Raw genomic sequence first — 20,752 nt, 5'->3', positions numbered from 1 at the left:
GGTGTCGGGCGACCGGTGACCGCCTCGTTAGGCTCCGGCCTCATGGACGTACTCATCCATCTCTTCGTCGGCCTGCACATCATCGGCATCGCCTCGCTCCTCGGCGGCTTCCTCACCCAGATGAAGGCGATGGGCCAGGGCACCGCCCGCTTCGTCCCGGCGATGCTGCACGGCGCGCTGACGATGCTGGTCACCGGCGTGATCCTGGTCGGTCTCAACCAGGCCGACGACCAGACGGTGAACAACATCAAGATCGGCGTGAAGCTGGCCCTGCTGATCGTCATCCTCGGCCTCGTCTACGTGAAGCGGGACGACGAGAAGGTGGACAAGGGCCTGTTCGGCCTGGTGGGCCTGCTGACGACGGCGAACGTCTTCATCGCGGTCCTCTGGACCTGAGGCCCGCCGCGCCCTGCCGCGGCGTCCGGGGCCGTACGGCGGCCCGGGCGGCCGCGGCCGCGCCGACGGCGACCGCCAGCCAGGCGGCCACCGTCACCCACAGCAGCACCTCGCCCGGCCACGCCAGCCAGGAGACGCCGACGGCGGATGCCACGGACAGCGTCGCCGCCGCCGTCATCCCCATCGGGAACACCGTGGACCAGCGGCGCACGTCGTATAGCAGCCGGGGCCGGACGATCTCGGCGGTGAGCAGGACGGCGTACCAGGACAGATCCAGCACGAGCAGTGCGAGGGTCACGTCGTGCAGGACGCCCCGGTCGTCGACGTTCCACAGGGAGAGGTCCGGGCCGTCTGCGGCGATGAGCTTCGAGCCCGCCAGCGCCGAGATCGCGAGCGCCCCGCCCGCGACCCAGTGGTCCCCGCCGCCCTCGATCACCTGCCGTGGATCGAAGCGGGTCAGGGCGAGCCCGTAGATCACGATCCCCAGCCAGAACAGCACCAGAGCGGTGTGCGCGAGCCAGGCCGCAGACTCCGTCGCGGCGAGGGTCGCCGCGAGCACCGCCAGGCCCTGCGTCGCCACGCACGCCAGGAACACCGAACCCGGCATACGCCTGCGCCAGTGTCTCACGCTCAGCACCAGCAGCACCGGCCACAGTACGGCGGCCAGTGCCAGCAGCGCCCCCGCCGAAAGCGTCCAGCCCAGCGCGGCGAAGCGGGTTCCCAGCACCGTCGTCGCCGCCACGGCGGTCAGCGCGGCCGGTGTGCCCGCCTGGATCAGCCACTGCTTCCGCTGCCCCAGCAGGAGGACGAGGAATTCCGCCGCCAGCGCCAGCCAGGCGGCGCCGGCCACCACCAGGAAGACGCGGGAGACGACCTCGCGGCCCGCCAGGTGGAGGCCGACCGAGACGATTCCGGTCGCCATCACGGCGGCCCCGGCCGCCGGCGCGCGCCGCGCCCACCAGTCGAGGAGGGGGGAGGTGCCGGGCATGGCCCGATGCTATGGAGCCCTGCGCGCCCTGCGAGCGGGGCACGCGCGCGGGCGCGGGGAAATGCACGCGGGCGCGTGCAACCGGGTGCGCACCCGCGCTCGCGTCAGGCCGGACGCACCACGCTGTGGATGGACGACTCGCCGTCGTAGTAGATCGACTCCTCCCGGACGTACGCCCCGGGCTTCGGCGCGTGGATCATCATCCCGTTGCCGATGTAGATGCCGACGTGGGTGACGTCGTCGTAGAAGAAGACCAGGTCGCCGGGCTGGGCGGCGCCGATCGCGACGGTGGTGCCGGCGTTCACCTGGTCGTAGGTGGTGCGGGGGAGGGTGACACCGGCGGCCTTCCAGGCGGCCTGGGTGAGGCCGGAGCAGTCGTACGAGCCGGGACCCGTGGCCCCCCAGACGTACGGCTTGCCGATCTGCGCGCGGGAGAAGGCGATCGCCTTCTCGGCCTTGGCCGCGTACGTGGAGTCGGTCGAGGTGGAAGTGTCGCCGGTGCCGGTCTCCGCCTGAGAGGTCTCTTCCTGCGCGGTCTCCTGCTGGGCGGCCGCCGCTTCCTCCGCCTCCTGCTGCCGCCGCTGCTCCTCCGCCGCCTGCTGCTGACGGGCCAGCTCCGCGGCCTTGCGGGCCGCCTCCTCCTGCTTGCGCTTCTCGATCGCCGCGAGCCGCGCCTTCTCCTCGGCGGTCAGCTGCGACAGCAGTTCCCGCGCGTCGGCGAGCTTCTTCTGGACGGTCGCCTTGGCCGTCCTGAGGTCGGTCTGCGACTCGGTGAGCGTCTGGAGGCTCTCGCCGGCCTCGCGACGCTTCTCCATCGTCTCGGCCTGCTGGTCGAAGTAGTCGTCGACCGCGTCCTTCTGCCGGCTGGTCAGCCGGCCCATCAGCTGGTTCTGGTCGAAGTAGTCCTGCGGGGAGTCCGCGAGCAGGAAGGTCGCGGTGTCCGGCACGGCGGACCCGGTGCGGTACTGCGCGGCGGCGTACGACCCCAGCTCCTCACGTGCCTCGTTGAGCTTCTGGGTCCGCTTGGCGACGTCGTCCAGGAGGGCGTCGACGCGCTTGCGCTGCTTGGTGGTCTTCTCCTTGACCGCGTTGTACTTCTCGGTCGCCGACTCCGCCTGGCGGTAGAGATCGTCGACCTTCTTCTCGACCTCCTCCAGGCTCGGCTTGTCGTCGGCCGAGGGGGTGGCGCCGGCGGTCTGCGAGAGCAGGGCCACGGAGGTGAGGGCCGCGGTGGCGAGGGCGGGGGTGCGTATGCCGGCCACGCGCGGGGTGGGACGCGACTTGCGGTGCGACGCCAAGGGAGGCGACTCCTTCCATCGGCCGCCTACCGGGTTAGCTGTCGGGTTCGGGCGGGTCGTTCGGAAGGGTTGCCCTACGGCTCCTCCCTGAAAGGGAGGGGCCGATTCACCCCAGAGTCGGTTGGGTCCCCGGCTCCGGTCGCCGTACGGGCGCGCCGGACTCGGCGGAGGCCGCGCGGCCCGGCGAGGTTCGCCGGTGGGGGTCGTACGGCCTGCCCGGCACGGTAGCCAACTCGTGTGGCTGCTGTGAAGGTTGGTGGGTGATATGCCCGATACATTTCCGTGACCTTCCGAAAGGTGTCGCTCGCCGTCGCCGAGCCTGAGCACCCCGTGTCCGACCTGCGCGGTAGCCGGGTGGACGCGGTGCGTGACGCGCCCGGTTCCCCGGTGACCGCCGGACCGCGGCGGCTGTGATGTTCTGCGGGCGGCCCTCGGTTGTCAGTGGGGCGCCCTAGACTCGGAGAGCGATGAGCAGCCTCTTTGACGACAGCTTCCTGGCGGACCTCCAGGCCCCGCGGGCCCACGCGGAGGAACCCCCGCCGCCGCCCGAGGACGATCACGTACCGGAGCCGATCCCGGACGATCTGTTCGGCGGGAAGTTCGACGTGCCCCCGGACCGGGACGAGTACTACCGCGACGGCGCCCCCCGCCCCGCCGTGGACTCCGCCGCGCTCCTGGAAGGGCTGAACGAGAACCAGCGCGCCGCCGTCGTCCACTCCGGCTCCCCGCTGCTCATCGTGGCCGGCGCCGGCTCCGGCAAGACCCGCGTGCTCACCCACCGCATCGCCCACCTGCTGGGCGAGCGGGGCGTCCACCCGGGCCAGATCCTCGCGATCACCTTCACCAACAAGGCCGCGGGCGAGATGAAGGAGCGCGTCGAGCAGTTGGTGGGCCCGCGCGCGAACGCGATGTGGGTGATGACCTTCCACAGCGCGTGCGTGCGCATCCTGCGCCGCGAGAGCAAGAGGCTCGGCTTCACCTCCTCCTTCTCGATCTACGACGCCGCCGACTCCAAGCGCCTGATGGCCCTGGTCTGCCGTGATCTGGACCTGGACCCCAAGCGCTTCCCGCCCAAGTCGTTCAGCGCCAAGATCAGCAACCTCAAGAACGAGCTGATCGACGAGGAGGACTTCGCCGCCCAGGCCTCCGACGGCTTCGAGAAGACCCTCGCCCAGGCCTACGCCCTGTACCAATCGCGGCTGCGCGAGGCGAACGCCCTGGACTTCGACGACCTGATCATGACGACGGTCAACCTGCTGCGCGCCTTCCCGGACGTGGCCGAGCACTACCGCCGCCGCTTCCGCCACGTCCTGGTCGACGAGTACCAGGACACCAACCACGCGCAGTACGCCCTCGTCCGCGAGCTGGTCGGCACCGGCACGTACGATGAGGACGTCCCGCCGAGCGAGGGCGACATCCCGCCCGCCGAGCTGTGCGTCGTGGGTGACGCCGACCAGTCGATCTACGCCTTCCGCGGCGCGACGATCCGCAACATCCTCCAGTTCGAGGAGGACTACCCGGACGCGACGACGATCCTGCTGGAGCAGAACTACCGCTCCACCCAGACGATCCTCTCCGCGGCCAACGCGGTCATCGAGCGCAACGAGTCCCGCCGCCCCAAGAACCTGTGGACCAACGCCGGCCAGGGCGCCCGGATCACCGGCTACGTCGCCGACACCGAGCACGACGAGGCCCAGTTCGTCGCCGACGAGATAGACCGCCTGACCGACGCGGGCGACGCGAAGGCCGGTGACGTCGCCGTCTTCTACCGCACCAACGCCCAGTCCCGTGTCTTCGAAGAGGTCTTCATCCGCGTCGGCCTGCCCTACAAGGTCGTCGGCGGTGTCCGCTTCTACGAGCGCAAGGAGGTCCGGGACGTCCTGGCCTACCTGCGTGTCCTGGCCAACCCCGAGGACTCGGTGCCGCTGCGCCGCATCCTGAACGTGCCCAAGCGCGGCATCGGCGACCGCGCCGAGGCGATGATCGACGCGCTCTCCCAGCGCGAGAAGATCAGCTTCCCGCAGGCGCTGCGCCGCGTCGACGAGGCGTACGGCATGGCCGCGCGGTCCACGAACGCGGTCAAGCGGTTCAACGCGCTCATGGAGGAGCTGCGCACGATCGTCGAGTCCGGCGCGGGCCCGGCGACGATCCTGGAGGCGGTGCTCGAACGCACCGGCTACCTCGCCGAACTGCAGGCCTCGACCGACCCGCAGGACGAGACCCGGATCGAGAACCTCCAGGAACTCGCCGCCGTCGCCCTGGAGTTCGAGCAGGAGCGCGCCGAAGGCGAGACGGGCACGCTGGCCGACTTTCTGGAGCAGGTCGCGCTGGTCGCCGACTCCGACCAGATCCCCGACGAGGAGGACGGCGACGGCGTCATCACCCTGATGACCCTGCACACCGCCAAGGGCCTGGAGTTCCCGGTCGTCTTCCTCACCGGCATGGAGGACGGCGTCTTCCCGCACATGCGCGCCCTCGGCCAGACCAAGGAGCTGGAGGAGGAGCGCCGGCTGGCGTACGTCGGCATCACGCGCGCGCGGGAACGGCTGTATCTGACGCGGTCGTCGATGCGCAGCGCCTGGGGCCAGCCGCAGTACAACCCGCCGTCCCGCTTCCTGGAGGAGATCCCGCCCACGTATGTCGACTGGAAGCGCACCGGGGCCGTCGCGGCTCCGGCGGGCCCGGTCTCCGGTGTGGCGGCCTCGCTGTCGTCGTCCCGCTCGCGCTCGTCGGCGTCCGGCGCCTCCGGGTTCGCCACCAGCCGGACCGCGGAGAAGTCGGTGGTGTCGCTGTCCGTCGGCGACCGGGTCACGCACGACCAGTTCGGGCTCGGCACGGTGGTCGCGGTCAAGGGCACCGGCGCCAACGCCGAGGCGACGATCGACTTCGGCGACGCCAAGCCCAAGCGCCTGCTGCTGCGTTACGCGCCGGTGGAGAAGCTCTGACGTGAGAGAGCCCCCGCCGGACACGGCGGGGGCTGCGGCCCGGAGCGGGCGGGGGTTGCGGCGCAAAAGGCTAGGAGGGCTCCAGTCCGTGGCTGCGCAGCCAGGACAGCGGGTCTATGGCCGAGCCACCGCCCGGGCGGACCTCGAAGTGCAGGTGCGGGCCGGTGGAGTTGCCGGAGTTGCCGGAGTACGCGATCGGGTCGCCGGCCTTGACGGTCGTACCGGAGGCGACGCGGTACGTGGAGAGGTGGCAGTACCAGGTCTCCGTGCCGTCCTTGGCGGTCACGATCATCATGTTGCCGTAGGCGCTGTTCCACTCGGTGCGGACGGTGCCGTCGGTCGCGGCCATCACGGTCGTGCCGTAGGCCACCGGGAAGTCGATGCCGGTGTGCAGGGACATCCAGTTGATGCCGGACTGGCCGTAGTAGGCGCTGAGTCCGTGCTGGGCGACCGGGAGGGCGAACTTCGGGCGGAGCCGCTCCTTGCGGGCGGCCTCCTCGGCGGCGCGCTTCCGCTCGGCCTCCTGCTGGGCCTTGAGGTCGATGCGCTCCTGGGTCCGGCTGGCCCGGTCGGCGAAGTCGTCGGCCTCGGCGGAGAGGCTTTCCAGCTGGGTGTCCAGCTTGTTGTTGGCTGCGGACGGTTTCACCGGCTGGGCGTCGGCCGCGGTCGTCGAGGACTCCTGGGCGTCGTCGGAGGAGAAGGTTCCGACGGAGGCGGCCGCGATGCCCGCGACGCCCATCACACACGCCGACGGCACGGCGACGGTCAGCAGCGCGGACCGTTTGGCGGGCGTACGGCGGCGGGAGCGGGAGCCGCTGCGGGAGGCCGCGCGCGAGACCGGGGCGGGGGTGCTCTCCTCCTGGTCGTCGAGGAGCGCGGTGACGGTGGGAAGTTCGCCGGTGGCGGCCGGGCCGTCCTCCGGAGGAACGGTTTGCCCGTGCTCCTCGTAGGAGGTGCCGTCGTCGTAGCCGGAACCGGTGGCGTCCTCGTAGGACGGGGTGTCCTCGTACGCGACCTGGTCGAAGGACGCCGTCGCCTGCTGCTCGGGCTCGCCGCCGTCGGTGTTCCACTGCGTGGCGTCGTACGCCCCGGTGTCGAAGACCTGCGTGCCCCACTCCCACTGCTGGGTCTGGTCGGCCGGGCCGCCAGTCTGCTCGGGCTGCAGCCAGGCGCTCGCGTCCCACTGGCCGCTGACGTCGGGCGCCGTGGCCTGGTGCGGGATGCCGCCGAACTGCTGGTAGCCGGTCGCCCAGGTGGTGCTGTCGTAGGCGCCCGTGTCGTAGGCGGCGTGGTGCTGGGCCGCGTACGGGTCCTGGCCGAGGGTCTGGTGGCTGCCGGTGGACCACTGGGTCGCGTCGTACGCGCCGGTCTCGTGGCCGCCCGCGTTCAGATCGCCGAAGAGCGGGTCCGCCTGGAACGTCGTGGTGGGCCCGGTCGGGTGGCCGGCGGCGTCAAAACCGCTGGCCTGATAGCCGCCGTATGTGGTGAGGTCGCCGTAAGGGGCTTCCTGGGTGCCGTACGACGCATAGGGCGCCGAGGCGGCGTCGGAAGCCGGAGCCGGGGTGGTCATGCTCCCCGACGGGTGACGGTCGTTCACCAACTTCTCTTTCGCCTCGACAACAGGGGCTGCCAGAGCAGTGCGGCGACTGTACCCGGCGGTACGCGGGCACGACAATCTTCGGCAGGTTTCGTGCGCGGGGGAAACGGGCATTCGGCCGTGTTTCGGGGGAGGGCGGGCACGACTTTGGCTTTGTGTTCGGTGAGCGTTCGATTTTTTACGGCTTTTCGACGTCGGTGAACGGGCTGTGACAACCGGGTGTTGAGGTCCCTTAAGACATTCCTGGGGTGGGGGATGCTCAGGCCACGGTGATGCCGCCGGTGCCCGGAATGGCGTCCGCGGTGGCGTCCGCGGGGGTGCCCGAATCCGTCTGATGCGCCTCGTCGAGAACCTGCCGTACGACGGAGGCGACGGCCGGGTGCACGGGCAGCGCGAGATGCCCGATGCCGGTCACCCGGATGTTCCGGGTCGCCAGATCGGGGTGGTCGAGGCGGGCGGCCTCCGGCGGGTCCATCACATGGTCGAGATCGCTCCAGAAGCTGACGAACCGCGTACGGCAGCCGGGCGCGGGCCCCGCCAGTTCCTCCAGCACGTCGGAGCCGGGGCGCATCTGCCGTGCGATCGGGTGCGCGTTGGCGAGCCGCGCGACCCGGGTGCCGGAGTGCGGGGTGCCGAGCGTGACCAGCGTGCGCACGCGGTGGTCGCCGCCGAGCCGCTGCACGTAGTAGCGCGCGATCAGGCCGCCGAGGCTGTGGCCGACCACGTCCGCCCGTTCGCTGCCCGTGCGCTCGCAGATCTCCTCGATGTGCCGGCCGAGCAGGGCGGCCGCGGTGCGGATGTCACAGGTGAGCGGTGAGTAGTTGAGCGATTCGACCCGCTGTCCGCCGTGCTGGGCGAGGCTGCGGCGCAGCAGGACGAAGACCGAGCGGTTGTCGATGAACCCGTGCAGCAGGACGACCGGCGGCCGGTCCTGCGTCGGCAGCCGCAAGGGCGCCGTCTCGGGCGACCGTGAAGGCGATGGCGGGGCCGGGGGGCGGCGTTCCTGGGTGATGCCGGAGGGATAGAGCAGGAGGTGGCCCGCGAGGATCGCGATCTCCAGGGCGGTCGCCTTCAGGAGCGCCGTGGACAGGCCGGTCAGGCCGCCGGGGAGGAGGCGGCAGACGGGTGGCAGCGGCAGTGAAGGAAGGGGCGGAAGCGCCCCGATGATCGGTAAGGCCTTCATGGCCGACCTCCTGTCGGCACGCGGGAGGACGGCTCCGGCCCCCGTATGCCCTTGGGGGAGGCCGCGGCGGAGGTGGACGACGCGGCTCCCGTCGCGCAGGGTCCCGGCCCGGCCCGCGGGCCGTCGGCTGCCGCGGCGGGTGGGTCGCGACGGCTCGGAACGGTGCGCTGCGAATGTGTCCCACGTGTGATTTCCCCCTCGCTCTCCACCGCGAAACTGCCGGTTGCGGGATGCTGGAGATAACGTTCGTTCACTTCCCGGTGGTGGCGGACCGCGCGGTGCGCGCGCAGCGCGTGTGTGAGGGGCGCCACAAGTGCGGCATATGTGATGTGTGCGGTGCTTGACGGTACGGATGGATGTAGTCGCTTCATGGAGGCAGTGATGGGTGTGGCAGCCGGTCCGATCCGCGTGGTGGTCGCCAAGCCGGGGCTCGACGGCCACGATCGCGGGGCCAAGGTCATCGCGAGGGCGCTGCGCGACGCCGGTATGGAGGTCATCTACACCGGGCTCCACCAGACTCCCGAGCAGATCGTCGACACCGCGATCCAGGAGGACGCCGACGCGATCGGGCTGTCCATCCTCTCCGGCGCGCACAACACGCTGTTCGGGGCGGTGATCGACCTGCTCAAGGAGCGTGACGCGGCGGACATCCTGGTCTTCGGCGGCGGGATCATCCCCGAGGACGACATCCCTCCGCTGAAGGAGAAGGGCGTCGCGGAGATCTTCACGCCCGGCGCGACGACGGCGTCGATCGTGGAATGGGTGCGGGCGAACGTGCGGCAGCCGGCCGAGGCGTAGCCCCTCGTCAGGCGCCGGACGGAGCTTCGCCGCCGACCGGCGCCGGTCCCAGTTCCTCGGCCATCGCCGCCCGCAGCCGCAGCGTGGTCACCAGACGCTGGAACGCCTCGGCCCAGTACCCGCCCGCCCCCGGTGACGCGTCCTCCGCTTCCTCCGGTGCGGCCAGGAGGCCGTCGAGGCGGCGCGCCTCCGACGGGTCCAGGCAGCGCTCGGCCAGTCCCATCACCCCGCTGAAGCTCCACGGGTAACTCCCCGCGTCACGCGCGATGTTCAGCGCGTCGACCACCGCCCGCCCCAGTGGCGCGGCCCACGGCACCGCGCACACCCCGAGCAGCTGGAACGCCTCCGACAGGCCGTGGGCCGCGATGAACCCCGCCACCCACGCGGCCCGTTCGTCCGCGTCGAGCGTGCCCAGCAGCTTGGACCGCTCGGCCAGGGACACCGCCCCCGGGCCGCCCGCCTCAGGCGACGAGGGGGTGCCGAGGAGGGCTCTGGACCACTCGGGGTCCCGTTGCCGGACCGCCGCCCGGCACCAGGCGGCGTGCAGTTCGCTCCGCCAGTCGTCCGCGACCGGCAGGGCCAGGATCTCCCTGGGCGTACGGCCGCCCAGCCGGGCCGGCCAGGTCGCGAGCGGCGCCGACTCCACCAGCTGTCCGAGCCACCACGACCGCTCACCCCGCCCCGCCGGGGCCTTGGCGATCACGCCGTCGCGCTCCATGCCGGCGTCGCACTCGTGCGGTGCCTCGACGACGAGCGTCGGGGTGTCGGCGGTGTGGTCGACGGCCACGCAGGCCGCCGCGCGGGACGCCATCCGCCCGGCCAGCGCCGAGCCCGGCAGCGCCGACAGCAGTTCCGCCGCCGTCGCCCGGACGTTGCGGCTCCGGTCGGCGAGCGCCTGCTCCAGGAACGGCTCGTCCTCGGGGCTCAGCCCGGTGCGCAGCGAGTCCAGGAACATCAGCCGGTCCTCCGCGCGCTCGGTCGGCCAGGTTCCGGCCAGCAGCTCGCGCGCGGCCGCCGGATCGTGCGCCCGGACCGACGCCAGCAGGGCGACCCGCTCGGCGAAGAGGCCCTCCTGCCACAGCCGCCGCACCCCGTCCGCGTCCGTCGGCCGGGGGAGCGCCGTATCGCCTCCGGGTGCCGAGCGCAGGGCGAACCGCCAGTCCGGGTTCAGCCGGGCCAGCCACAGGGCGCGCGGCCCCGCGAACGCCAGCGCCGCCGGCCGCAGATCCGTGCGCCCCCGGGCCGCGTCCAGCAACGCGGGCAGGGCTTGCGGGGGCGCCGCGAAGCCGCGGGCGTTGGCCGTCGCCAGCCACTGCGGCAGCAGCTCCATCAGATCGGGTGCGGTGCCCCGGCGCCCGCCGCCCGCCGTGCCGGACCGGTCGGCGAGCAGCATCGCGAGCCTGCGGGCCGCCGGGGCGGGCAGCGCCGGGCGCGGGTCCTCGGGTGCCGGTTCCGGGCGCCGCGCTGCCCGCGCGGGGCGCAGCCCGGCACGTCTCCGTACGGTCTCCACGGCGGCCGCGTCCAGCAGCGCCGCCGGCGCCTGGGGGCCCGGCGCGACGCCGGGTGGCGTACGGCGCTCCGTGCCGAGCAGCGCGGCGGTGACGAGCTCCTCCCAGGCGCCCGGGGCGGGCGGATGCGCGGGAGCGGAGGTCCTGGTCACGAGGTTCCTTTCCTCCGGGCGCTTGCCGGAGTGGTCGAGGGCCCATCGGTGGCGGGTGTCCGCTCGGCGGGACGGACACGCCTGCCGGGACGGCAGGAGGAGGGCTGCGGCCTCAGTGCAGGGGCACCGCCTCCCCGGCGCCCCGCGGCCAGGCCGTCAGGGGGGTGAAGCCCTGGTGGCCGCACTCCCCGAAGACGGTGACCGGGGCGCCGCCCGAGAGCGCGACCAGGCGCCACAGGCCGGGCCGGGAGCGGGCCGACGGCGTCAGCGGCAGGGCGGTGTCCTGGTCCGCGTCGGCCAGCTGCCAGGAGTCGCCGTCCGGGGCCGGCACGACCCGGTCGAGGGTGACCGGGACCGAGTCCAGCCACGGGTCGTCCCGCAGCGCCTCGCCGTAACGGGCGGCAGCCTCGGCCGTCGTCACGCCCGGTGGCCGTATCGCCGACGGCGCGGGGGGCGCGAACCGTTCGCCCAGGGACGCCCGCGGCTGCCCCGCGCCCGGGTAGGCGGACAGCTCCGCGTCCAGGGTGAGCCCGACGGGCAGCGCAAGCTCCGGCACGCGGCCGGCGGCGCCGTACGACAGGAGCAGCGCGGTGCGGCGCGACTCGGCGCCGTACAGCCAGATACGGCGGGTCGTCAGGCGGCTGTCCGCCACGTCGTACTGAGCGAGGACCAGCCAGTGGTCGCGCACCGGCGGGCCGTCCGCCGACGCGGGCAGCCCGACACGGGAGCGGACCGTCGCCGCCAGGGCGCCCGGCAGGCGCTCGCGCCGCAGCCAGCCCTGGTCGAGGAGATGCAGCAGCGCGCACTCCTCCAGCAGACGCACCGGCCAGTCCGGCCCCGACGCCGGGATCGCCCCCAGTTCCCGGACCCGTGAGGCGAGGCCGGGAGCCTGGGCGTCGACCATGCGGGCCGCGGTCTCCTCCCACAGCCCGTACCCCGCCTGCTCGGCCGCGGCCAGGCCGCCGCGCAGCAGGTCCGTCAGACGCTGCTCCAGCTCCGTCGCGCCCGCCGTGACCCGCTCGGCCCGGCGCGCCGCCCGGCGCCGCGCCGCCTCCGGATCACCCGGACCGGGCGTGGAACCCCCCGCGTCGGCCGCGTCCCGCTCCGCCGCGCGCCGTCGTCTGGCGGCCAGCCACTCCCCGGCCCAGTCCGGTGCCCGGCCCTGTGCCTCCGCGACGTCCCCGCCGACCCACAGCAGCAGCAGTCCGAGCGCGTGCTTGCACGGGAACTTCCGGCTCGGGCAACCGCACGTGTACGCGGGGCGCGACGCGTCCGTGACATCGACGACCGTCTGATACGGCTTGCTGCCGCTGCCCTTGCACAGCCCCCACACCGTCCCCCCGTCCGTCCCCGTCTCGGACCACGGCCCGGCCGCGCCGAGTTTGCCGCCCGCCTTGCGTGACGCGGCGTCAGGCGCCAGTGCCAGCACCTGGTCCGCCGTCCAGCGCACCCCCTGCTGAGTCATGTCATCGAAGGTAAGTCCCGCCACTGACAATCGGCTCGGCGAGCGCCGCCGTGAGCGCGTTTGCGCAGGTCGGAACGGATTGTCAGTGGCGTGGTGCACGGTTGATGGCAGACCGAACCGGCCGAGCTGGAGGGGGATCTTCGCCATGTCCGTGTCCGTGGAACCGACACCCGTGCGACCGGCGGCGGGAGAGGCGTTGCGGCCGCACGCCGAGGACGCCTTCGCGGACGAACTCGCCGCGCTCGCGGCGCAGGACGACCGGCCGCGCCCGGCCCGCTGGAAGCTGTCGCCGTGGGCCGTCGCGACCTACCTGCTCGGCGGCACACTGCCCGACGGCACGGTGATCACACCGAAGTACGTGGGCCCGCGCCGCCTCGTCGAGGTCGCCGTCACCACCCTCGCCACCGACCGTGCCCTGCTCCTGCTCGGTGTGCCCGGCACCGCCAAGACCTGGGTCTCCGAACATCTCGCCGCCGCGGTCAGCGGCGACTCCACCCTGCTCGTGCAGGGCACGGCCGGCACCCCGGAGGAGGCGATCCGCTACGGCTGGAACTACGCGTCCCTGCTCGCCCAGGGCCCGAGCAGGGACGCGCTGGTGCCCAGCCCCGTCATGCGGGCCATGGCCGAGGGGATGACGGTCCGCGTCGAGGAACTGACCCGTATCCCGGCCGACGTGCAGGACACGCTGATCACCATCCTGTCGGAGAAGACGCTGCCGATACCGGAACTGGGCCAGGAGGTGCAGGCGGTCCGCGGCTTCAACCTGATCGCCACGGCCAACGACCGCGACCGCGGGGTCAACGACCTGTCCAGCGCGCTGCGCCGCCGCTTCAACACGGTGGTGCTGCCGCTGCCGGAGAGCGTCGAGGCGGAGGTCGACATCGTCTCGCGGCGCGTCGGCCAGATCGGCCGCTCCCTCGACCTGCCGGCCGTGCCCGACGGCATCGACGAGATCCGCCGGGTCGTGACCGTCTTCCGCGAACTGCGCGACGGCGTCACCGCCGACGGCCGGACGAAGGTGAAGTCGCCCAGCGGCACCCTGTCCACCGCCGAGGCCATCTCCGTCGTCACCAACGGCCTCGCTCTCGCCGCCCACTTCGGCGACGGCGTGCTGCGGCCGGGCGACGTCGCCGCGGGCATCCTCGGCGCCGTGGTCCGCGACCCGGCGGCCGACCGGGTCGTCTGGCAGGAGTACCTGGAGGCGGTGGTCCGCGAACGCGAGGGCTGGACCGATTTCTACCGGGCGTGCCGGGAGGTGAGCGCGTGAACGGCAACGGCGGCGAGAACAGCGGCAACGGCGGCGGCAACGGCAGTGGCAACGACCTGGGGTGGCCGCGGAGGCGAGGGGGGACGGTGTGACGGGCGTCGACGGGGGTGAGGCGGTAGGGAACGGCGGGAACGGCGGTATTGGCGAGGCTGTCGGGCGTGGCGGGACGGCGGCTCCGGGTGGACGGCCCGGTTCCGTCGAGCCGTTGCTGCTCGGCGTAAGGCATCACGGGCCCGGGTCGGCGCGGGCCGTGCGGGCGGCGCTGGACGCGGCACTGCCCCGGGTCGTGCTGATCGAGGGCCCGCCCGAGGCCGACGCGCTGATCCCGCTGGCCGCCGACGAGGAGATGCGGCCACCAGTCGCCCTCCTCGCCCACGCCGTGGACGAACCGGGCCGGTCCGCGTTCTGGCCGCTGGCCGAGTTCTCCCCGGAGTGGGTGGCCGTCCGCTGGGCGCTGGACCACGACGTCCCGGCCCGCTTCATCGACCTGCCGGCCACGCACACACTGGCGTGGGGCGTGGACACGGCGGAGGAAGCCGCGGGGGAGCCGTCCGCCGCCGGTGCCGATGTGCGGGTCGATCCGCTGGCCGTGCTCGCCGAGGCCGCCGGTTACGACGACCCCGAGCGCTGGTGGGAGGACGTGGTCGAGCACCGGGGGGCCGGTGACGGGGACCCGTTCGCGCCGTTCGCCGCGATGGAGGAGGCCATGGGCTCGCTGCGGGAGGTGTACGGCGTCGGGGGCCAGGACCGGGACCTCGTGCGGGAGGCGTACATGCGGCTGCAGGTCCGGGCGGCGCGGCGCGAGTTCGGGGGCGGTGTGGCCGTGGTCTGCGGGGCCTGGCATGTGCCCGCGCTGCGGGAGAGGACCACCGTCGCCGCCGACCGGGCCCTGTTGAAGGGGCTGCCCAAGGTCAAGGCGGACATGACCTGGGTGCCGTGGACGTACCGGCGGCTGGCCAGAGCCGGCGGGTACGGGGCGGGCATCGACTCGCCGGGCTGGTACGGGCATCTGTTCGCCGCGCCGGACCGGCCCGTCGAACGGTGGATGACCAAGGTGGCCGGGCTGCTGCGGGACGAGGACCGGCTAGTCTCCTCGGCCCATGTCATCGAGGCGGTCCGGCTGGCCGAGACGCTCGCCGCACTGCGCGGCCGCCCGCTGCCCGGGCTGGGCGAGACCACCGACGCCGTCCGCGCGGTGATGTGCGACGGCTCGGACGTGCCGCTGGCGCTGGTGCACGACCGGCTGGTGGTGGGCGACGTCATGGGGCAGGTGCCGGCGTCGGCGCCCGCCGTGCCGCTGCAGCGGGACCTCACCCGGCTCCAGCGCAGGCTGCGGCTCAAGCCGGAGGCGTCGGAGCGCGAGCTGGAACTGGACCTCCGCAAGGAGACCGACGCGGACCGGAGCAGGCTGCTGCACCGGCTGCGGCTGCTGGGCGTGGCGTGGGGCGAACCGGCGGTCTCGCGCGGCGGCACCGGCACCTTCCGGGAGACCTGGCGGCTGCGCTGGGAACCGGAGTTGTCGGTGCGGGTCGCGGAGGCCGGTGTGTGGGGGACGACGGTGCTCGGGGCCGCGACCGCCAAGGCCGAGGCCGACGCGGTCAGTGCGCGGGGCCTCGCCGAGGTCACCGCGCTGGCTGAACAGTGCCTGCTGGCCGAACTGCCGGACGCGCTGCCGACGGTGATGCGGGTGCTCGTCGACCGCGCGGCCCTCGACACCGACGTCGGCCATCTCGCGCAGGCGCTTCCCGCGCTCGTCCGTTCCCTGCGCTACGGCGATGTGCGCGGCACGGACACCGGGGCGCTGGCCGAGGTCGCCGCGGGTCTCGCCGAGCGGGTCTTCGTCGGCCTGCCCTCGGCGTGCGCCGCGCTCGACGCGGACGCGGCCGAGGAGATGCGGCGTCATGTGGACGCGGTGCACGGGGCGGTGGGGTTGCTGGGCGAGACGGCATCCGCCACCGAGCCGCGTGACGACCGCAAAGGCCTGCGGGGGCGTTGGCAGGCGGTGCTGGGGGTGCTGTCCGCGCGGGACACCGTGCCCGGTGTGCTCCGGGGCCGGGCGGTGCGGCTGCTGCTGGACGACGGGGCGCTGGAGCAGGAGGAGGTGGCGCGGCTGATGGGGCTCGCGCTGTCACCGGGGACACCGCCGGGGGACGCGGCCGCGTGGATCGAGGGGTTCGTCGGGGGCGGCGGGGGCGGCATGCTGCTCGTGCACGACGAGCGGCTGCTCGGCCTGGTCGACGGCTGGCTGACCCGGGTGCCGGCGGAGGCGTTCACGGATGTGCTGCCGCTGCTGCGCCGTACCTTCTCGGCGTACGAGCCGGGTGTGCGCAGAACCCTGGGCGAGCTGGTGCGGCGCGGGCCCGGTGCGCGGGGGAGCGTGGCCGGCACCGGGAGCGGCCTGCCGGGGTTCGCGCCCGAGCCGGACGCCGAACGGGCGGACGCGGTCGTGCCGGTGGTGCGGCTGCTGCTGGGGCTGGACAGCGAGGAGAACCGACCGGCGGGGGTGGGCACATGACGACCGAGGCGACCCAGGCGGCCCAGATGATCAATCCGACCGAGCCGACCGAGCCGACCGAGCCGAGCGAGCCGACCGAGCCGACCGAGGCGACGGGTGCGGCGGAGGAGCGGTTGCGGCGCTGGCGGCTGGTGCTCGGCGGGGAAGCGGCCGACGGCACCGGGTACGCGCTCGGCGGGCCGGACGCCGCGATGGACGGCGCGCTGAGCGCGCTGTACGGGAAGTGGGACAGGGCGTCGACGGGGAAGGACCGGGCGGCGGGGCTCGGGGCGTCGGCGCCGTCCGTGGCGCGGTGGCTCGGGGACATCCGGACGTACTTCCCGTCCTCCGTGGTCCAGGTGATGCAGCGGGACGCCATCGACCGGCTGGGGCTGTCCACGCTGCTCCTGGAGCCGGAGATGCTGGAGGCGGTCGAGGCCGACGTGCACCTGGTCGGCACGCTGCTCTCGCTGAACAAGGCGATGTCCGAGACGACGAAAGAGACGGCACGGGCGGTCGTGCGCAAGGTCGTCGAGGACCTGGAGAAGCGGCTCGCCACCCGTACCCGGGCCACCCTCACGGGCGCGCTGGACCGCAGCGCCCGCGTCGGCCGTCCCCGCCACCACGACATCGACTGGAACCGCACGATCGCGGCGAACCTCAAGCACTACCTGCCCGAGCACCGGACGGTCGTGCCGGAGCGGCTCATCGGGTACGGGCGGGCCGCGCGGTCCGTGAGGAAGGACGTCGTCCTGTGCGTCGACCAGTCCGGGTCGATGGCGGCGTCGGTGGTGTACGCCTCGGTGTTCGGTGCGGTGCTGGCGTCCATGCGGTCGATCAGCACGCGGCTCGTCGTCTTCGACACGGCCGTCGTCGACCTCACCGACCAGCTCGACGACCCGGTCGACGTGCTGTTCGGCACCCAGCTGGGCGGCGGCACGGACATCAACCGGGCCCTGGCGTACTGCCAGTCGCAGATCACCCGGCCCGCGGAGACGGTGGTCGTGCTGATCAGCGACCTCTACGAAGGCGGCATACGCGACGAGATGCTGAAGCGGGTCGCGGCGATGAAGGCGTCGGGCGTGCAGTTCGTGGCACTGCTCGCGCTGTCGGACGAGGGGGCGCCCGCGTACGACCGGGACCACGCCGCGGCGCTGGCGGCGCTCGGGGCACCGGCGTTCGCCTGTACGCCCGACCTCTTCCCGGAGGTGATGGCCGCGGCGATCGAGAAGCGGCCGTTGCCGATACCGGACACGGTGTGACGACCGGGAAGCACGGTACGAGACCTGCGGGAAAGGGGACATGACTACCCATCGGTAACAGGGGGCTTGCGCAACCTCAGGAGTCCCGTGCGAGGATCGACGCCTCCCAGGGCTTTCACTGACGTCTGCCGCCCTGCCCCGCCGCCCCGCCCCGTCGCACGGAGGAACCTTCCCCTCTTGACCTGGTCAGCAGTCCTGCCTGGTGCCGCTGCGCGTGTGCTGCGCGCCGCGGCCGGGTGGCGTGCGCTGCAGTTGGCCATGCTGGTCGGAGGTTTGTTCCTGCTCGGGGTGTTGTGCGGAGAGCAGGCCGAGGCGGCTGAGGGTTCGCCGGTGAGCGCCGAGAGGGTCACGGAGGCTTCGCCGGAGGCCCAGGCCCCGACCGAGGCCCAGGACGAGCTCAAGGCCAAGGTCCAGGCGGGTGTCGGGGCCGTACAGCCCCTCCGGGGTGTCGTCGAGTCGGTGACGCGGACGCTGGCCGAGGGGCGGACGGCGGCGCCGTCGTTGCCCTCGCTCCCGTCCATCCCCCGTACGCCGGACGACCCGTCCCTTCCGGACCTGCCCGAACTCCCGGAGCAGCCGGTTCCGACGCCGGTCGACGTCCTCCCGGAGCCACAGGAGCCGCAGCAGCCGTCGGAACCGCAGCCGGAACTGCCGGAGTCGTCGGCCCCGGGCGGGTCCGGTGACCGCGAGGCGGTGTCTTCCCACCGGGCGGACGACTCCGGAGAGCCGCGCCCTCAGTACGGGCCGCACCGCACCATCACCCTCACCGCCACCACCGCACCCGCGCCCGTCGAACTCTCCGCCGACGGTGACTCCATCGGCGTCGGTACTGGCGCCGGGCACGCCCCCGCCCACCCCGCGCCCGCGGACGGCGGCAACGGCGTCCTCGGCAGTCGTACCGCCGCGGACAACGGCAGCTCGCGGCACGGTGACGCGTACGCCGTGACCGTGCAGCACCGGCCGGCGCTGTCGCTCGTGCCGGGCGGTCTCGCGCGGGCCGAGGCGGGCGAGACGCGGGATCGGTACCGGGACATTCCCGTCTTCCCCGGCTAGGCAGGCCCTTCCCCCGCCCTGACCTGCCGCGCGGGGGCGGAACAGGTCTGCCCAGCCACCCGGAGTTCCCACCTCCGGAATGTCCCCAAGCCCGGAGTCCGTCCGGTTCCCGGCCGTCGCCTCGCCGAGCCGACGGACTCCCCGGCGTCGAACCTCGAAGGAACAGACGCACGCAATGAACAAGAACATCCGCCGCTCGATCGTCATCGCCGCCGGAGTCACCGGCGCGTGGGCACTCGGCTCCACCGTCGCCAGCGCCGACGAACTGCCCGCCTCCTCCCTCTCCCTGCCGGACGCCACGGACGCGACGGTCACTGCCGACGTCACCGAGACGCTGGACGGCACCGTCTCCGGCGTGACCTCGACGGTGGCCGACACCCTCGGCACCGCCGAGCAGACGGTCGGGAGCGTCACAGCGCCGACCGCCTCCTCCGCCGACCAGGCCCGCCGTTACGTCGACGCCCAGATCTCCGTCCCGAAGGCCACGCATGCCACGCAGGCCGCGAAGACCACGACGGCCACCACCACAATCACCAACGTCACCGAGGCCACGAGGCCCACCAAGGCCACCAAGGTCCGAGGCGCCCAGGCCATCCAAGGAGCCCACGCCGCGCGCGCCGCAGCCGAGGGCCGGGCCGCCGGCACCGCCGAGGCGGTCCGGGACGCGCTGCCCGACGCCCCCGCCACCCCGCACCACACGATCGACTACCTCTTCGGCCCCCTCTCGGCCTTCGCGCCGGAGCTGGAGCAGGCCCTGGCGGGCGCGCAGACGCGCCTGCACCGCACGCAGTCGGCGGCGCGTGCGGGCGCGGGCCGTACGGCCGTCGGCGCGCAGGGCGCGGCGCAGGCCGGGCTCGCGGGAATCCGGTCCCACCTCGCCGGAGCGGCCACCGTCGCCCGCGCGGAGGCCGGCGAGACGGGGACGGCCGCCCAGGCCTCCGTCGCCTCCGTGCCGAGCCACGTCACCGGCCAGGTGAGCACCGTCGGCGCCACGGCGGCCGCCCTCCCCGCCCAGGTCGCCCCGGTCGTCCACGAGACCGGCGCCTCCGCGATCCCCCCGCTCGTCACCTCCGCGGTCCACGGCGTGCAGCCGGTGGCAGGCGAGGCGGTGCACGGGGTGCGGCCCGTCGTGGCGCACGTGGTGCAGGGTGTGGGGCCGGTGGCCACCGGTGCCGTCCAGGGCGTGCGGCCGGTCGCCGGTGACGCCGTGGCGGGCGTCACGCCTGTCGTCACCGACGCGGCGCACGGCGTCACGCCCGTCGCCACGCAGGCCGTGCACGGTGTGACCCCTGTCGCCACGGACGCCGTCGCGGGTGTCGAGGGCACCGCGACGCACGCCGTGGAGGCCGCGACCGCGGTCGCGTACGGCGTCGTCGCTGATGTCCGGCCGGTCGCGGACGGTGTCGTCCAGGGCGTCCAGCCGGTCGCCGGCGACGCGGTGGCCGGTGCCCAGCCCGTCGTCGCGCACGCGGTGCACGGGGTGTACCCGGTGGCCGCCGGTGCCGTCCAGGACGTGCGGCGGATCGCCGGGGAGGCCGTCGCCGGTGTGTGGACGGTGGCCGACGGCGCCGTCGCCGAGGTGCCCGGATACGCGGCCGGGGTCGTCGCGGACGTGCCGCCGTACGCCACGGGGCTCGTCGGCCAGGTCGACGCGGATGCCGTGCTGCCGCCGGTCGCGCACACCGCCGTGCGCGGAGTGGTGCCGGTCGCCGGGCAGGCCGTCGCGGACGCGGGCGGGCTGACGTACGGCGTGACGGGCGACGTGCGCGGCTTCGGGGAGGGCGTCGCCGCTGACGTACCGCCCTTCGCTAACGGCGTGACCGGGCAGGCAGGGGGCTTCGCGGAGGGTGTCGCGGGGGCCGTCCAGCCGGTCGTGGAGACCGTGTACGACACCGTGCGCCCGGTCGTCGACGGCGTCCAAGGGATCGGCGGCAGTGGCGCGACGCTGGCGTACGGCGTGACGGGTGAGGCGGCCCCGTTCGCGGGCGGTGTCGCGGGTGACGTCAGCCCCTTCGCCGGGGATCTGACCGGCACCGTTCACTCCTCCGGCGGAGCCCTCGCCGGGCACGCGGTGACCGGCCTGCACGGCATCGCCCGATCGGTCACCCCGGGGTACGCCCAGGACGCCCACGACGTGTACGGCGCCTGACCCACAAGCCCCGCGGGGCTACGCGCCGGACGGCCGAAAACCGTCGGTCCGGCCGGGCGGACGCCCCGCGGTGAGGGCCCGGCGATCCCCGTTGGGGTGGGGATCGCCGGCCCGAGCCCCGAGAGGGACGGCCGTTCGTCCCCCTCGGGGCCTGTACGAGGAACCTCACCGGGTCCACCCCAACCCGGTGAGGTTCC

At 73.7% G+C, this 20,752-nt stretch carries 15 protein-coding genes and 1 riboswitch; of the genes, 9 read left to right on the top strand and 6 right to left on the bottom strand.

Features of this window, described 5'->3' with window-relative positions:
• The first annotated feature begins 42 nt into the window (after window positions 1–42).
• The gene (locus tag ACSU6L_RS14680; RefSeq protein WP_073940463.1) at window positions 43–396 is read left to right on the top strand and encodes a hypothetical protein; all 354 of its coding nucleotides are present in this window, start codon (window positions 43–45) and stop codon (window positions 394–396) included.
• Here ACSU6L_RS14680 and ACSU6L_RS14675 read toward each other — a convergent pair.
• Window positions 374–1,384, bottom strand: coding sequence for a tellurite resistance/C4-dicarboxylate transporter family protein (locus ACSU6L_RS14675; RefSeq protein WP_437057064.1), 1,011 nt, complete (start codon window positions 1,382–1,384; stop codon window positions 374–376). The two genes, ACSU6L_RS14680 and ACSU6L_RS14675, sit on opposite strands and share 23 nt — an antisense overlap.
• 104 nt (window positions 1,385–1,488) lie before the next feature.
• Complete coding sequence (locus ACSU6L_RS14670; protein WP_437057063.1) at window positions 1,489–2,682, bottom strand: NlpC/P60 family protein; 1,194 nt, start codon at window positions 2,680–2,682, stop codon at window positions 1,489–1,491.
• A gap of 7 nt (window positions 2,683–2,689) precedes the next feature.
• Window positions 2,690–2,859: riboswitch (cyclic di-AMP (ydaO/yuaA leader) on the bottom strand.
• A gap of 105 nt (window positions 2,860–2,964) precedes the next feature.
• On the opposite strand from ACSU6L_RS14670, the gene ACSU6L_RS14665 reads away from it, so the two are divergent.
• Together ACSU6L_RS14665 and pcrA are read left to right on the top strand one after the other, a co-directional pair.
• Complete coding sequence (locus ACSU6L_RS14665; protein WP_437057061.1) at window positions 2,965–3,096, top strand: hypothetical protein; 132 nt, start codon at window positions 2,965–2,967, stop codon at window positions 3,094–3,096.
• Between the two features lie 53 nt (window positions 3,097–3,149).
• On the top strand, window positions 3,150–5,627 hold the full coding sequence (gene pcrA / locus ACSU6L_RS14660) for a DNA helicase PcrA (RefSeq protein WP_437057059.1): 2,478 nt from the start codon (window positions 3,150–3,152) through the stop codon (window positions 5,625–5,627).
• Between the two features lie 70 nt (window positions 5,628–5,697).
• On the opposite strand, the gene ACSU6L_RS14655 is transcribed toward pcrA, so the two are convergent.
• Window positions 5,698–7,224, bottom strand: a complete 1,527-nt coding sequence (locus tag ACSU6L_RS14655) for a peptidoglycan DD-metalloendopeptidase family protein (protein WP_437057057.1) — start codon at window positions 7,222–7,224, stop codon at window positions 5,698–5,700.
• A gap of 259 nt (window positions 7,225–7,483) precedes the next feature.
• Window positions 7,484–8,407 carry an esterase/lipase family protein gene (locus ACSU6L_RS14650; protein ID WP_437057055.1) on the bottom strand — a complete coding sequence of 308 codons (924 nt, stop codon included), beginning with the start codon at window positions 8,405–8,407 and terminating at the stop codon, window positions 7,484–7,486.
• 381 nt (window positions 8,408–8,788) lie between these two features.
• On the opposite strand from ACSU6L_RS14650, the gene ACSU6L_RS14645 reads away from it, so the two are divergent.
• Complete coding sequence (locus ACSU6L_RS14645) at window positions 8,789–9,205, top strand: cobalamin B12-binding domain-containing protein (protein ID WP_073940457.1); 417 nt, start codon at window positions 8,789–8,791, stop codon at window positions 9,203–9,205.
• 7 nt (window positions 9,206–9,212) lie between these two features.
• Here ACSU6L_RS14645 and ACSU6L_RS14640 read toward each other — a convergent pair whose 3' ends face one another.
• On the bottom strand, window positions 9,213–10,865 hold the full coding sequence (locus tag ACSU6L_RS14640) for a DUF5691 domain-containing protein (protein ID WP_437057053.1): 1,653 nt from the start codon (window positions 10,863–10,865) through the stop codon (window positions 9,213–9,215).
• 112 nt (window positions 10,866–10,977) lie between these two features.
• On the bottom strand, window positions 10,978–12,330 hold the full coding sequence (locus ACSU6L_RS14635; protein WP_437057051.1) for an SWIM zinc finger family protein: 1,353 nt from the start codon (window positions 12,328–12,330) through the stop codon (window positions 10,978–10,980).
• A 145-nt stretch (window positions 12,331–12,475) separates the two neighbouring features.
• Here ACSU6L_RS14635 and ACSU6L_RS14630 point away from each other — a divergent pair, with 145 nt between their 5' ends.
• From ACSU6L_RS14630 to ACSU6L_RS14610, 5 genes are all read left to right on the top strand, one after another.
• Entirely contained in the window at window positions 12,476–13,597 is a 1,122-nt protein-coding gene (locus ACSU6L_RS14630; protein WP_437057049.1) for an ATP-binding protein, read from the top strand.
• A gap of 205 nt (window positions 13,598–13,802) precedes the next feature.
• The gene (locus tag ACSU6L_RS14625) at window positions 13,803–16,112 is read left to right on the top strand and encodes a DUF5682 family protein (RefSeq protein WP_437057047.1); all 2,310 of its coding nucleotides are present in this window, start codon (window positions 13,803–13,805) and stop codon (window positions 16,110–16,112) included.
• Complete coding sequence (locus ACSU6L_RS14620) at window positions 16,109–17,353, top strand: VWA domain-containing protein (RefSeq protein ID WP_437057045.1); 1,245 nt, start codon at window positions 16,109–16,111, stop codon at window positions 17,351–17,353. Before ACSU6L_RS14625 ends, ACSU6L_RS14620 begins: the two co-directional genes overlap by 4 nt.
• 330 nt (window positions 17,354–17,683) lie before the next feature.
• Window positions 17,684–18,406 (top strand): hypothetical protein, encoded by a 723-nt coding sequence (locus ACSU6L_RS14615; RefSeq protein ID WP_437057043.1) that lies wholly within the window; start codon window positions 17,684–17,686, stop codon window positions 18,404–18,406.
• Window positions 18,407–18,581: 175 nt separating this feature from the next.
• Complete coding sequence (locus ACSU6L_RS14610; protein WP_437057041.1) at window positions 18,582–20,555, top strand: hypothetical protein; 1,974 nt, start codon at window positions 18,582–18,584, stop codon at window positions 20,553–20,555.
• Window positions 20,556–20,752: the final 197 nt, after the last annotated feature.

The organism is Streptomyces sp. enrichment culture (assembly GCF_964272855.1).
Taxonomy (GTDB): domain Bacteria; phylum Actinomycetota; class Actinomycetes; order Streptomycetales; family Streptomycetaceae; genus Streptomyces.
The sequence above is the reverse complement of the archived record's forward strand: the minus strand, read 5'-3'. Positions and strand labels throughout refer to the sequence as shown.